The following is an 11883-nucleotide window of genomic DNA, read 5'->3' as shown; positions in this document are numbered from 1 at the left end:
TCGGGCCGTTTGCGGCCGGCATTTCGATTGGATGAGCCGGTACCGCACGCACGCAGCGTGCGCGCGATGCCGTGAATGGACCGAAATCGGGACCGCGTCAGCCGACGCGCTGTCGAGGCGTTTCGATTGCGAGCGCGCGCCGGCCGTCCGGCTGTTCGATCGGTACGAGCCCGAGCGGCACGCGTGCGTCGTGCAGATAGTTGTAGTGCTCGCGGCTTGCTTCGAGACGCGTCGGATCGATGCGCGTGCGCGCGATCGCCTCCTCGCGACCCAGTTCGAGCACCGTGTCGCCGAACGGATCGACGAGCGCGGACAGCCCGGCGAACGTCAGATCGTCGTCGCCGGTGCCGCAACGGTTCACCATCAACGCGAACATCTGGTTCTCCATCGCGCGCGCCGCGATCGCACGACGATGCACGGGACCGAACGGGTCCATGTTGCCGTTCGTGACGATCAGCAGATCGGCATCGAGCGAGCCGATCGCGCGCGCGGTTTCAGGGAATTCGATGTCGTAGCAGATCAGCACGCCGACCGTCAGGCCGTTCCAGCGGCAGGTCGCGAAGCGGTCGCCCGGCGCGAACACGCCGACGTCGGACGCCCACAGATGCGTCTTGCGGTACCGCAGCGCGATGTCGCCCTGCTCGTCGACGAGCACCGTCGTGTTGTAGAACCGGTCGCCGTCGCGCTCCGCCAGGCCGACCGCGACGGCGACGCCCTTTTGCCGCGCCGCGTCGCGCACCGCGGACAATGCGCGGCCGTCGAGCGGCTGCGCGACGTCGGCCACGTTCTCGCGCGTCGGAAAACCCGACAGCGTCGTTTCCGGAAACACGATCAGCTTCGTGCCGCCTGCGACGTCGGCGCGTGCGATTGCGTCGATGACCTTGTGCGTGTTGTGCGCGACGTCGCCGTCGATCAGCGATAGTTGCGCGAGTTCCACCTGCATGAAGCCGTCTCCTTCCAATTGCCTTTCATCTATGCCGCACGCACTGCGCGCCGCGCGGCACTTCGCGAACCGGAACGGCGCCCGTGCGGCTGCCGTTCGAACCGGTGTCGATTATCGGGGTATTATTTTTGGCCCGAAATTCCCCGCCAGGGTTACCCTCACCGGAGCACACGATGGACTTCGAATGGCGAGATCTCGCCTTTCATCGGGAGATCGGCTCGGCCATCGATGCGCTCGATGGCCCGCACTTCTGGGCACGGCTCACGCGCGTGCTCGAGCGTCACGTCGGTTTCGACAACTGGGTCGCGCTGTGCTTCGCGCGCGATGCGGCGCCGCTCGTGCTCGCCGAGCAGGCGATGCCGGACGGCAAGATCGACGTGATGTTCCAGGACTATCTGGCCGCGCTCTATCAGCTCGATCCGTTCTACCTCGCGGCATTCGAAATGCAGGCATCGGGTTTCTACACGCTGGCCGACGTCGCGCCGGACAACTTCCGGATGACCGAGTACTACCAGCGCTATTTCAAGAAAAACATCGTCGGCGACGAAGTGCATTTCAACGTCGTGATCGATCGCGACCACACGCTCGGTTTTTCGCTCGGCAAGACCAGCAAATACGACGAACGCGAAATTGCGCTGCTGACGCTGTACTCGCCGTGGGTGCTGTCGCTGATGCAGCAGCGGCTGCATTTCGAGAAATTCGCGACGAAAGCGGCGCCCCGCCCTGCCGACGGCGACGCGCCCGATCCGCATGCGCGCTTCGGGATGCTGACCGGCAAGAGCGGACGCGGCGCGCTGACGACACGCGAGATCGAAGTCGCGATGCTGTCGTTGAGCGGGTTTTCGTCGCGCGCGATCGGCGAAAAATTGTCGATCTCGTTCGAAACCGTGCGCGCGCACAAGAAGCACATCTACGCGAAGCTCGGCATCAGCTCCCAGTCCGAACTGTTCGCGATGTTCTACGACGCCGGGAAGGCGAACGAGCCGGCGTGATGCGCGACGCGCAGGCGAGCGCTATCGACGATGTTGTCGCCCTTCCCTGTTCCGGTTTCGTTCCTGCTCAGCATCGAAACAGCATGCCGGATGACGTGAGACGCGTTTTTGAAATCGCCAGTTTGGAATTTCAATATGGCTATTGTGATAAGAAGAATTATCCCGACGAGCGCTAAGTTTTTATCGAACTGACCGTTTCGCTGGCGGCGAACCGCCATGCCTGAACGGGGCACTTCGGCCCTCGCCGTCCCGTCGGTTGCGTCCCATCGCTTGCGCCGCCCTACGCCCGCACTGCGCGCATCGCCATTTGTTCCTGCGACGCAAGACAGTTGCGCCACCGCGGGCGTTCGAACTTGCCTCGCCGCGTCTCAGTCCGCACATCGAATTCTTCGATGCGGTCGGCATCGAAGCCGAAACCGCTCGCATTGACGGGCGGCGTCGGCGATGCGCTGAACGTGCTCGCGCAAATTCCCCCGCACCTCGGCGGCTTCGACTGGATGCAACCCATCGTTCGTGTCGAGGGGCACGTCGCATCGGCGCACTGCTTCTTCGGGCTGCCGGCCGTCGTCGACGGCGCGTCCGACCTGTTCGCGACGGTGCTCGGCGACAAGGCGGGCGATGCGCGCTCGGCATTCTCGCAACGCGAGTTGCCGCCCGACGCGACCGTCATCCCCGTCGTGATCGCCGAAATTCGTCATACGTGACGCCCGGCCCGCTCGGCATCGATTCCCCTTACGCCGACCCCGCTTTTCCGTACCGAACCGTGTCCTGCAGCGCCGGATCGCCGCACCGCCCGATCGCCCGAGACCGTTGCCGCACAAGGCATAGCCGGTTTTCGATACATTGAAATACAAAATATCGCATGCGATTTAATCGAATGAGATTGACATGGTGCAGCTCGTCGACGAAACTCCATCGCATGCGATCGAATCGCATCTGAACAAAACCTTCCACTGACGGAGCAAACGATGAGCAAGATCGACAAAGTGCTGTACACGGGTAAGACGCACACGACTTCCGGCGGCCGCGACGGTAGCGCGCGCAGTTCCGACGGTCGGCTGGACATTCGCCTGTCGTCGCCGGGCAGCGCCGGCGACGGCACGAATCCCGAGCAGTTGTTCGCGGCGGGCTGGTCCGCATGCTTCATCGGCGCGATGCAACTCGCCGCGCGTGCCGCGAAGGTAACGCTGCCCGCCGATCTGTCGGTCGACGCGGAAGTCGATCTCGGGATGGGCGGCAACGCGTACTTTCTGCAGGCGCGGCTGAACGTCAGCGCGCCGGGCCTCGATCGCGACGTCGTGCAGCAGATCGTCGATACCGCGCATCAGACCTGCCCGTATTCGAAGGCGACGCGCGGGAACATCGACGTCGAAATCCGCATCGTCTGACTCATGCATCGGGCGGCCGCACGCCGCTCTGCCGAATTTCCGCTTTCCTACCGAGGTGAATGATGAAAACCCGACTGATTGCCGTCCTGCTCGTCGCCGCGTCTGCTGCCGTTGCCGCGCCGGCCTTTGCGAATCCCTCCACCGTCACGCGTGCGCAGGTGCGTGCCGAACTCGTGCAACTCGAAAAGACCGGCTACGCGGTCAACCGGGCCAGCGATACGACTTATCCGGACAGTCTCCAGGCCGCGCTTTCGCAGCTTCATGCGGACGATGCGATCGCAGGTGCCGCGTCGCGCAGCGCGTACGGCAGCGACGGCAACGCCGCGACGCAGTCCGGCCGCCGTGCGGCGGTCCGCGTCGCCGAGCGCTCCGTCTATTTCGGTCATTGAGCGCCGCTTTGCCGCCATACCTGAAGAAGTCTTGAATCCTTTCTCTTTCTGTCGAGGTCGACGATGAAAACCCAATTGATTGCCGCTCTTCTCGTTGCCGTGTCCGCCGCCGTTGCGGCGCCGGCGTTCGCCAATGAATCCGCGCTGACGCGTGCGCAAGTGCGCGCGGAGCTCCTCCAGCTCGAAGCGGCCGGTTACGCGCCGGGCCGCGCGAACGATCCGCACTATCCGGTCGACCTGGAAGCCGCGCTGTCGCGGATTCACGCGAACGATCGGGCGTCGGCGTCCGCATACGGCAGTGATGCCGCACCGGTCGCGCAATCGGGCAGCCGGCTCGCAACGCGCGTCGCCGACCGCTCGATCTACTTCGGACACTGAACGAACCCGCGCGCGGGCGCCGACGATCGGCGCGCGACGCACACCTTACGCATCTTTTTTGTCGAGGTCGATGATGAAAACCCCGCTGCTTGCCACCCTTCTCGTTGCCGTGTCCGCCGCGCTCGCCGCACCGGCGTTTGCCTCCGATGGCGCTGCCGTCACGCGCGCACAACTGCGTGCCGAACTGGCCGCGCTCCAGCAAGCCGGCTACCAGCCGAACCGGCCGAACGATCCGAACTATCCGGACAATCTGCAGGCCGCGCTGAAGCGCGTTCACGACAACGGCATCGCCGTCCCGGACGTGCAGACGTCCGGCTACGGCCGCGACGCCGACGCCGCGACGCAGTCCGGCAGCCGCCGCGCCGTTCGTACGGTCGAGCGCTCGATCTACTTCGGGCATTGAGCGGCGCGGCGAAACCGCCGCCGTCCGCCGGGATATAAAGCGCATGCGATGTAATCGCGTGCGCTTTATATTTGGAGCCGATATATCGCGACAAGTGACTGCGAGTGTGACTGAGCCGACGACGTGGTCGGCGTTCGTGGGCGATACGCATCGCCGACATCTGAAACGGATATGCCTGCGAACGCTCCGTGCACTCGACGAAATGGCGCGCCGCGATGCGCGGGCTGCGCGCGCGTGAACGGAGAAAACAAGAAACGCGGGGGAGTAAGAAACGGGCCGGCTCGCATGCGCTTCGCCGGCCCGACGACGGCTAGTCTTCGATCGAATCGATCAGATTGCCGCGCAACGTGACGATCGCCTTCTGCATTTTCGCGAACTCGTCGGGCTTCAAGCCGGTTGCCTCGACGAGGTTCATGCCGAGCCCCTTTTCGCGCACGCGGCGGCCGCTCTTGGTGAGGCTCACGCGCACCTGGCGCTCGTCCGACGGATCGCGGTGGCGTTCCAGATAACCCATTGCCTCGAGCTTCTTCAGGATCGGCGTCAGCGTGTTCGATTCGAGGAACAGCTTCTCGCCGAGTTGGCCGACCGTCAGGCTGCCCTCCTCCCACAACGCGATGATCGTGATGTATTGCGTATAGGTGAGACCGAGCTCCTCGAGGATCGGCTTGTACGCCTTGCCGAACGCGAGGTTCGTCGAATAGATCGCAAAACAGAGGAACTCGGACAGCTTCGGCGGTTGTGCATCGTTCGGTTTCATCGGCGTTCTCCTTCGACGCGGAAACGGTCGCAGATACGCGCATTATATATCGCATGCGATCGTATCGGAAGCAGGAGAATCGTTCGCGATCGACGATGGAGCGCGGCCCGCGCGGCGAAGCGGCGCGCGCGCTCAGATGTGCGTTGCGTCGTCCCGGCACCGACGGTCGCCGACCGACGACAGCCGGCCGACGGACAGCAGCGAACACTGCACCGGATGCGCGATTTCGGTCGCGAGCCCGCCCGCGGCGAACAGCAGGATCGTCAGCCAGCGTTTCATGCGTCCTCCACGACGGACAGGCTCGCACCGTTGGCGATCGTGGCGTCGAGCGCATACGGATCGATGCCGTCGATGCAGCCGAGATTGACGCGCCAGCACGCGGGATCCATGCGCGTCTGGTGGAACGGATAGACGCCGCAGCGGCTGCAGAAATAGTGGCGCGCCGTGCCGGTGTTGAAGCGATACGTGCTCAGCATGCGCTCGCCCTCGACGATCTTCAGGTCGCGCCCGTCGAACATCGGGCTCATCAGCGCGCCGCGCCGGCGGCACAGGCTGCAATTGCAGCGCACCGCCGGTGTGAGGGCAGCTTTTACTTCGAAGCGGACGGCGCCGCAATGGCAGGATCCGCTGAACCAGGTGGCAGACATCGCGTGCTCCGGAAAAGGCGATATCTGCGTTATAGCGAACGCGCGCGACGGCTGCGTATCGCACTGTATCCGCGTTGCGTGCGGATACATGACGTTGCAATCCCGCGGCCGCCGCCGCGCGGGCGCGCTCAGTCGAGCGCGCGCTGCAGTCGCGCGATCGCGGCGCGCGTCTCGCGCTCGAGCGTCGCGAACAGCTCGGCGGCGGGCAGCGCGCGGACGAGCGGCGCGGTCTGCCCGGCCCACTGCGCGCCGTAGCCGAATTCGCCCTTCGCCTTCGCCGCAGCGTGCAGCGCCTTGCCGGCGTCGTAGGCGATCGGATAGGCGGGCGTGGCCGGCGCGCGCGGATCGGCGCCGAGCGCGGTGAACCGGTTCGCGATGCCGCGCGCGACGCGACCCGAAATGGCCGCGGTGAACGTCGTGTGCCGCGTCGCGTCGCTGAGGATCGCGCGGCGATAGCCGTCGTCGATCGAGGTTTCGGGGCACGCGACGAACGCGGTGCCGAGCTGTGCGGCCTGTGCGCCGAGCGCGAGCGCCGCGGCGATCCCCTCGCCGTCCATGATGCCGCCCGCCGCGATCACGGGCAGCGCGCATTCGCGCACGAGCAGTCGCGTGAGCGCGAACGTGCCGAGCCGGTCGTCGCCTGCAGCCGGATCGAACACGCCGCGATGGCCGCCGGCCTCGACGCCCTGCGCGACGATCGCGTCGATGCCGGCGTCGGCGATCTGCCGCGCTTCGTCGAGATTCGTCGCGGACGCGAACAGCGTGACGCCGGCGCGCTTGAGCGCCGCGATCACGTCGGCCGACGGCAGCCCGAAATGGAAGCTGACGACGGCCGGCTTTTCTTCGACGAGCATCGCCTGCATCGCGGGATCGGCGACGAAGCTCGTATAGATCTCCGACAGCGACGCCGGCGGCGTCGCGCCGTATTGCCGAAACGCCGGCGCGAGCCAGTCGAGCCACGCGCGTTCGATCGCCGCATCGGCGCGCGCCGGCTGGTGACAGAACACGTTGATGTTGAACGGCCGGTCGGTGAGCGCGCGTGTGTCGCGGATCATCTTGCGCGCGCCGTCCGCATTCGTCGCGCCGACGCCGAGCGAGCCGAGCCCGCCCGCGTTCGACACCGCGGCCGCAAGCGCCGGCGTGCTGACGCCGGCCATCGGCGCCTGGATGATCGGCACGCGGATGCCGAGCTGGCGCAGCAGCGCGCGGTGTTCGGTCGATGCGTTCATGTCGTTGCCTCCTGTATCGCGATCGAAAGGTCGGTCGAATCGGGTGCCGGTGCGCCTGCGCGCGCCGCGTTGCTGCGCCATCGTACGTCACGGGCAGTCGAGCGCGCTATCGGCGGCGAGCGGTGCGGTGCACGAGCGGCGCACAGCCCGTACGCAGCGCGCGCGGGATGTCCTCGCTGAAGGCAACCGGCGCGGTGACCGTCAGCGGCGCAGAGCGTTCGTCGGCCAGCGGCATGTCGGCTTCCTCGAAATCCGCGAGGAGGCGACGCCACGCGGCCGCGTGGCGCTCGCCGGCTTCGTCGTCCCCGGATGGTGCGCGTGGTCCGGTAGCGCAGCGCGGTGCCGGTATGGGCCTCAAGAAACGCGATCACGCGGCGGCACGCGGCCCGCGAAGGGCGAGCCGCCATCCGGCGCCGGCGCGGCCGCGCTCGTCCAGCGTGGCGACGAACACCTTCATCGCGTCGATTTGGTCCATGGCACTCGCAAGATCGCGCCGGCGCCGAGACACGGGCATGCACTCTATACCCGTAGCCCCGTGCGCGCCCACGCGCCGCCAACCCTTTCTGCACGGGAAAGGACGCTTGAAACATCCTCAATTATCGGCAGCCGAAAATTCGCGGAGCATGTGTCGGACGATCGGCACAGCCCGCGCATTCGGCCCTCGCGGCGCGGCGCGGGACTGACGCGATTCGCATGGCCGGTGCGCCGTTGTGCCGGCCGTCGCCGACCGGGCGCGATGCCCGGCGGTTCCAACAATCGGAGACATGATGACCAGCCCTTCCCTCGATCTCGGCGGCCGCGCGGCGCCGCCCGCACCGGCGTCCCCGCCTGCCGCCCGCTCCGCCGCCGAGCCGGCGCCCGTTCCTGCCCGCGAGGTCACGCTCGGCGCTTTCATGGACGATCTTCCGGTCGGCGCGCTGCACCGGTTCGTCGTCTGGGTGATCGGGATCGGCCTGTTCTTCGACATGTACGAGATCTTTCTCGTCAGCACGATCGGTTCCGCGCTGCAAAGCGAATTCGGGCTGAACCGCGAGAGTGCCGATTTCAAGCTGCTGCTCGCCTCCGCGTTCATCGGGATGTTCGTCGGCGCGATGTGTCTCGGCAGCGTCGCGGATCGCATCGGGCGCCGTCGCGCGTTCCTGCTGACGCTCGTCTGGTACAGCGCGTTCTCGCTGATCGGCGCGTTCGCGGTAAACGCCGACATGCTCGTCGCGTGCCGCTTCCTGACCGGCATCGGCGTCGGCGCGATCTACCCGGTCGCGGACAGCTTCCTGTCGGAAATCCTGCCGAAGGACAAGCGCGGACGGCTCGCGGCGTGGGCGTACACGACCTCGTATGTCGCCGTACCGCTCGTCGGCTTTCTCGCGCTATGGCTCAACCCGCTGCACGTCGGCAGCGTGGCCGGCTGGCGAATCATTCTGGCGATCGGCAGCCTCGGCGCGGTGTACGTGCTGCTCGTGCGGCACCGGCTGCCGGAAAGCCCGCGCTGGCTGCTCGCGCAGGGGCGCGACGACGAAGCGTACGCGACGCTACGGCGCTTTGCGGACAGCGCCGGCGTACGCATGCCCGAGCGCTTCGCCGCGCCCGTCGAACCGCAGCGGCCGCTCTCGCTCGGCGAACGCCTCGCGTTGCTGCGCCGCCGGCCGTACGGCTCGCGCTACGCGATGCTCGTGATCTTTCACCTGTTCCAGGGCTTCGGCTACTACGGCTTCGGCACGCTCGCGGGTGTCGTCGTCAAAAGCCGCGGCTTCGACGTGACGGACAGCACGCTGTTCCTCGCGCTGTCGTTTCTCGGCTATCCGCTCGGCTCGCTGCTGTCGATTCCGTTGCTCCATCGCATCGAGCGCCGCACGCTCGTGATCGCGTCGATCCTGTCGATCGCCGCGTTCGGGCTCTGTTTCGCGTATTCGAACCATACGGTGCTGATCGTCTGCTTCGGCGTGTTGACGACCTGCGCGTCGAACGTGTTCAGCAACGCGTATCACGTCTATCAGGCCGAGATCTTTCCCGCACGCGTGAGGTCGACGGCGATCGGCAGCACGTACGCGCTGTCGCGCATCGTCAGCGGCGCGCTGCCGTTCGTGCTGCTGCCGGTGCTCGTGCGCGGCGGCGCGGGCGCGATGTTCGGCACGATCTCGGTCGCGCTCGCGATCGTCGCGATCACGCTGCGCGTGCTCGGGCCGCTGACCACGCGCCGTAGCCAGGACGAGATCAATCCGGTGTGACGAATCGGGCGCGTCGCGCGTCGCGCGCCGCCCGGCCGTTTGCGTGTCGGCGCCTCAGCGTGCCGACATGAAGTCGAACAGTTTCGCGATGTCAGAGGTCAGCGCCGCACCGGCCTTCACGCCGACCCACAGCGTGCGCGTCGCCCACGCATCCTCGAGCGTCACCACGCCGAGCCGTGCCGCGCGCTCGCCCGTCACGGCGTCGCGCGGCAGCACGCCGATCCCGAGCCCGGCCTCGATCATCCGGCTCACGCCGTCGAAATTCGATACCTGGATCCGCAGCTTCAGCGACCGCTCGGCCGCGAACGCCGCATCGGTCATTCGCGCGAGCAGCGAGCTGCCGTCGCTGAGCCCGACGTAGTCCTCATCGAGCGTCTCGGCGAAGCGGATCCGCTCGCGCGTCGCGAAGCGATGGCCGCGCGGCACCAGCAGCACGAGTTCGTCGCGCCGATACACGCGGCGCTCGATGCCGGGCGCCGGCACGTTGTCCGCGAACACGCCGAGGTCGGCCTGACCGGCCGCGAGCGCATCGACGATTTCGTGGCTGAGCCGCTCCGCGAGGCTGATCCGGATGCCGGGGTTGTCGGTCAGAAACGCGGCGAGATCGGCGGGCAGGAACTGGACGATGGCCGACGTGTTCGTCCAGACATGGATGTGGCCGCGCACGCCGGCGGCGTAGTCGCTCATCTCGTGCGCCATCCGGTTCACCTGTTCGAGAATCATCGCCGCATGATCGAGCAGCGCACGGCCCGCGGGCGTCAGCTCGACGCCGCGCGCATGCCGGACGAACAGCGCGCTGCCCGTCACGCTCTCGAGTTCCGCGATGCGTTTGCTGACGGCCGACAGCGTGAGCTGCCCGTGCTCGGCGGCCTTCGTGAGACTGCCGTGCTCGGCGACGAGCGCGAATACGCGCAATGACTGCAGATCGAAATGAAGCGGGTTCACCATGGGCAGGTCCTGGAAAGCCTGAGGAGAAAGCCGCGCCCGCGCCGGTAGGGTATGCGCGGGCGCGCATGGGCCTGACGCCGATCATACGCGCACGCATGCGTCGGCGGGCCGCGGGCGGCGGGCGGGATTGGCAGGTTGACAGTCGGCGCGGCCGTGCGCGAGCCGGCGCGCCGCTCGTGCGAGACGGCGCTGCCGCGCCGGCCGGCGCGGCGAGATCGGTTCGCTCAGATCGGCTCGGCGATCTCGATCAGGTTCAGATCGGGATCGCGCACGTAGACGGACCGGATCCGCTGCGTCGCACCCGTGCGCTCGACGGGCCCCTCGACGATCGGCCAGCCGACGCGTGCAAGGTGTGCGATCACGTCGTCGAGCGGCACGGCCGCGATCAGACACAGATCGAGCGCGCCCGGCACCGGCAGGTGCGCTTTCGGCTCGAACTCCGCGCCACGCACGTGGAGGTTGATCTTCTGGTTGCCGAAGCGGAACGCGATGCGGCCCGCGCCGAACGTTTCGAGCCGCATCTGCAGCACGTCGACATAGAACTGCCGCGTGCGCTCGGGATCGACGCAGGTCAGCACGAGATGGTCGATGCGATCGATCAGTGTCATGTGCGTGCTCCATCGAGGACAACGCGCGGCGCTGCGATCGCTTCGGTCGGCGCACGATGCAGGTCCGAGCGGCGCCCGGCTTTCAGCAGCTGGCTCGGCACGTCGTGACCGATCAGCGCGGGCAATCGCGCGGCCGCGGCGAGCACGGCCGCGAGATCGACGCCGGTGTCGTAGCCGTCGAGCTCGAGCATGTGCACGAGCTCTTCGGTGCACGCGTTGCCGGTCGCGCCCGGTGCGTAGGGGCAGCCGCCGAGACCGCCGAGCGACGCGTCGAAGCGGTCGATGCCGGCGTCGAGCGCCGCGAGCGTGTTCGCGAGCGCCATTCCGCGCGTATTGTGAAAGTGCAGCGTCAGCGGCAGCGCACCGAAGCGCGCGCGTGCGCGTTCGCAGAGGTCGCGCACCTGCGACGGAAACGCCATGCCCGTCGTGTCGCAAAGCGTGAAGCCGTGCACGCCGAGATCGGCGAACCGCTGCATCCATGCGAGCACCGTTTCGGCAAGCACGTCGCCTTCCATCGGGCACCCCATCGCGGTGGACAGCGACACGTTGATCGCGATGCCCGTGCCGCGCACCGCGTCGATCACCTCGCGCAGCTGCGCGAACGACTGCTCGCGCGTCATCCGCAGGTTCGCGCGGTTGTGGCTCTCGCTTGCCGACATCACGAGGTTCACCTCGTCGACGCCGCACGACAGCGCGCGCTCTGCGCCGCGCACGTTCGGCACGAGCGCGGTGTAGACGACGCCCGGTACGCGCGCGATGCCGTGCATCACGGCCTCCGCGTCGCGCAGCGCGGGGATCGCCTTCGGCGACGTGAACGACGTGACTTCGATCTTCGCGTAGCCGCACGCGCTCAGCGCGTCGATCAGCGCGATCTTGGCGTCGGTGTCGACGAATGCCGCTTCGTTCTGGAGACCGTCGCGCGGCGCGACTTCGTGCAGATGGAGCCGTTTGTACCGTTGGTGTCGAGCGTTCATGT

General features: G+C 67.2%; 15 protein-coding genes and 2 pseudogenes. 7 read left to right on the top strand and 10 right to left on the bottom strand.

The genetic code is table 11. The features are described from left to right. Positions 1–97: 97 nt before the first annotated feature. Positions 98–943 carry a carbon-nitrogen hydrolase family protein gene (locus tag ACSHSS_RS06185; RefSeq protein ID WP_445544720.1) on the bottom strand — a complete coding sequence of 282 codons (846 nt, stop codon included), beginning with the start codon at positions 941–943 and terminating at the stop codon, positions 98–100. A gap of 173 nt (positions 944–1116) precedes the next feature. On the opposite strand from ACSHSS_RS06185, the gene ACSHSS_RS06180 reads away from it, so the two are divergent. Then, the gene (locus tag ACSHSS_RS06180) at positions 1117–1935 is read left to right on the top strand and encodes a response regulator transcription factor (protein WP_006400032.1); all 819 of its coding nucleotides are present in this window, start codon (positions 1117–1119) and stop codon (positions 1933–1935) included. Here ACSHSS_RS06180 and ACSHSS_RS06175 read toward each other — a convergent pair. Beyond that, a complete protein-coding gene (locus ACSHSS_RS06175) occupies positions 1902–2273 on the bottom strand; it encodes a hypothetical protein (protein ID WP_445544719.1) in 372 nt (123 codons plus the stop codon). The two genes, ACSHSS_RS06180 and ACSHSS_RS06175, sit on opposite strands and share 34 nt — an antisense overlap. A 108-nt stretch (positions 2274–2381) precedes the next feature. On the opposite strand from ACSHSS_RS06175, the pseudogene ACSHSS_RS06170 reads away from it, so the two are divergent. The 5 genes and pseudogenes from ACSHSS_RS06170 to ACSHSS_RS06150 all read left to right on the top strand — a co-directional run. After that, a pseudogene (locus ACSHSS_RS06170) lies at positions 2382–2639 on the top strand (RidA family protein); the annotation flags it as partial. Positions 2640–2903: 264 nt separating this feature from the next. Continuing rightward, complete coding sequence (locus ACSHSS_RS06165) at positions 2904–3323, top strand: organic hydroperoxide resistance protein (RefSeq protein WP_006400035.1); 420 nt, start codon at positions 2904–2906, stop codon at positions 3321–3323. 59 nt (positions 3324–3382) lie between these two features. Next, a complete protein-coding gene (locus ACSHSS_RS06160; RefSeq protein WP_445544718.1) occupies positions 3383–3712 on the top strand; it encodes a DUF4148 domain-containing protein in 330 nt (109 codons plus the stop codon). Between the two features lie 63 nt (positions 3713–3775). Further along, on the top strand, positions 3776–4090 hold the full coding sequence (locus ACSHSS_RS06155; protein WP_445544717.1) for a DUF4148 domain-containing protein: 315 nt from the start codon (positions 3776–3778) through the stop codon (positions 4088–4090). Between the two features lie 70 nt (positions 4091–4160). Then, positions 4161–4493 carry a DUF4148 domain-containing protein gene (locus tag ACSHSS_RS06150; protein ID WP_105840495.1) on the top strand — a complete coding sequence of 111 codons (333 nt, stop codon included), beginning with the start codon at positions 4161–4163 and terminating at the stop codon, positions 4491–4493. Positions 4494–4803: 310 nt separating this feature from the next. On the opposite strand, the gene ACSHSS_RS06145 is transcribed toward ACSHSS_RS06150, so the two are convergent. The 5 genes and pseudogenes from ACSHSS_RS06145 to ACSHSS_RS06125 form a co-directional block, all read right to left on the bottom strand. Continuing rightward, positions 4804–5250 carry a MarR family winged helix-turn-helix transcriptional regulator gene (locus ACSHSS_RS06145; protein ID WP_012213318.1) on the bottom strand — a complete coding sequence of 149 codons (447 nt, stop codon included), beginning with the start codon at positions 5248–5250 and terminating at the stop codon, positions 4804–4806. 132 nt (positions 5251–5382) lie between these two features. After that, positions 5383–5529, bottom strand: coding sequence for a hypothetical protein (locus ACSHSS_RS06140; RefSeq protein WP_445544716.1), 147 nt, complete (start codon positions 5527–5529; stop codon positions 5383–5385). Beyond that, entirely contained in the window at positions 5526–5897 is a 372-nt protein-coding gene (locus tag ACSHSS_RS06135) for a GFA family protein (RefSeq protein WP_012213319.1), read from the bottom strand. The genes ACSHSS_RS06140 and ACSHSS_RS06135 overlap by 4 nt, the downstream gene beginning before the upstream one ends. Positions 5898–6025: 128 nt before the next feature. Continuing rightward, on the bottom strand, positions 6026–7126 hold the full coding sequence (locus ACSHSS_RS06130) for an NAD(P)H-dependent flavin oxidoreductase (RefSeq protein WP_445544715.1): 1101 nt from the start codon (positions 7124–7126) through the stop codon (positions 6026–6028). A 154-nt stretch (positions 7127–7280) separates the two neighbouring features. Beyond that, positions 7281–7601: pseudogene (locus tag ACSHSS_RS06125) on the bottom strand (LysR family transcriptional regulator); the annotation flags it as partial. Between the two features lie 292 nt (positions 7602–7893). On the opposite strand from ACSHSS_RS06125, the gene ACSHSS_RS06120 reads away from it, so the two are divergent. Next, positions 7894–9351 carry an MFS transporter gene (locus tag ACSHSS_RS06120; RefSeq protein WP_445544714.1) on the top strand — a complete coding sequence of 486 codons (1458 nt, stop codon included), beginning with the start codon at positions 7894–7896 and terminating at the stop codon, positions 9349–9351. 54 nt (positions 9352–9405) lie between these two features. Here the strand turns inward: ACSHSS_RS06120 and ACSHSS_RS06115 are convergent, their stop codons facing one another. The 3 genes from ACSHSS_RS06115 to ACSHSS_RS06105 form a co-directional block, all read right to left on the bottom strand. Then, positions 9406–10299 (bottom strand): LysR family transcriptional regulator, encoded by an 894-nt coding sequence (locus ACSHSS_RS06115; RefSeq protein WP_445544713.1) that lies wholly within the window; start codon positions 10297–10299, stop codon positions 9406–9408. A 224-nt stretch (positions 10300–10523) separates the two neighbouring features. After that, a complete protein-coding gene (locus ACSHSS_RS06110; RefSeq protein WP_006404794.1) occupies positions 10524–10907 on the bottom strand; it encodes a VOC family protein in 384 nt (127 codons plus the stop codon). Next, positions 10904–11881, bottom strand: a complete 978-nt coding sequence (locus tag ACSHSS_RS06105) for a hydroxymethylglutaryl-CoA lyase (protein WP_445544712.1) — start codon at positions 11879–11881, stop codon at positions 10904–10906. Before ACSHSS_RS06105 ends, ACSHSS_RS06110 begins: the two co-directional genes overlap by 4 nt. Positions 11882–11883: the final 2 nt, after the last annotated feature.

This window comes from Burkholderia sp. BC1 (assembly GCF_052683555.1).
The sequence above is the reverse complement of the archived record's forward strand: the minus strand, read 5'-3'. Positions and strand labels throughout refer to the sequence as shown.

Excerpts from the sequence above, each read along its gene's own strand:
- ACSHSS_RS06185 (WP_445544720.1), bottom strand. The coding sequence starts at position 943 with ATGCAGGTGGAACTCGCGCAACTATCGCTGATCGACGGCGACGTCGCG.
- ACSHSS_RS06180 (WP_006400032.1), top strand. The coding sequence starts at position 1,117 with ATGGACTTCGAATGGCGAGATCTCGCCTTTCATCGGGAGATCGGCTCG.
- ACSHSS_RS06165 (WP_006400035.1), top strand. The coding sequence starts at position 2,904 with ATGAGCAAGATCGACAAAGTGCTGTACACGGGTAAGACGCACACGACT.
- ACSHSS_RS06160 (WP_445544718.1), top strand. The coding sequence starts at position 3,383 with ATGATGAAAACCCGACTGATTGCCGTCCTGCTCGTCGCCGCGTCTGCT.
- ACSHSS_RS06155 (WP_445544717.1), top strand. The coding sequence starts at position 3,776 with ATGAAAACCCAATTGATTGCCGCTCTTCTCGTTGCCGTGTCCGCCGCC.
- ACSHSS_RS06150 (WP_105840495.1), top strand. The coding sequence starts at position 4,161 with ATGATGAAAACCCCGCTGCTTGCCACCCTTCTCGTTGCCGTGTCCGCC.
- ACSHSS_RS06145 (WP_012213318.1), bottom strand. The coding sequence starts at position 5,250 with ATGAAACCGAACGATGCACAACCGCCGAAGCTGTCCGAGTTCCTCTGT.
- ACSHSS_RS06140 (WP_445544716.1), bottom strand. The coding sequence starts at position 5,529 with ATGAAACGCTGGCTGACGATCCTGCTGTTCGCCGCGGGCGGGCTCGCG.
- ACSHSS_RS06135 (WP_012213319.1), bottom strand. The coding sequence starts at position 5,897 with ATGTCTGCCACCTGGTTCAGCGGATCCTGCCATTGCGGCGCCGTCCGC.
- ACSHSS_RS06130 (WP_445544715.1), bottom strand. The coding sequence starts at position 7,126 with ATGAACGCATCGACCGAACACCGCGCGCTGCTGCGCCAGCTCGGCATC.
- ACSHSS_RS06120 (WP_445544714.1), top strand. The coding sequence starts at position 7,894 with ATGACCAGCCCTTCCCTCGATCTCGGCGGCCGCGCGGCGCCGCCCGCA.
- ACSHSS_RS06115 (WP_445544713.1), bottom strand. The coding sequence starts at position 10,299 with ATGGTGAACCCGCTTCATTTCGATCTGCAGTCATTGCGCGTATTCGCG.
- ACSHSS_RS06110 (WP_006404794.1), bottom strand. The coding sequence starts at position 10,907 with ATGACACTGATCGATCGCATCGACCATCTCGTGCTGACCTGCGTCGAT.
- ACSHSS_RS06105 (WP_445544712.1), bottom strand. The coding sequence starts at position 11,881 with ATGAACGCTCGACACCAACGGTACAAACGGCTCCATCTGCACGAAGTC.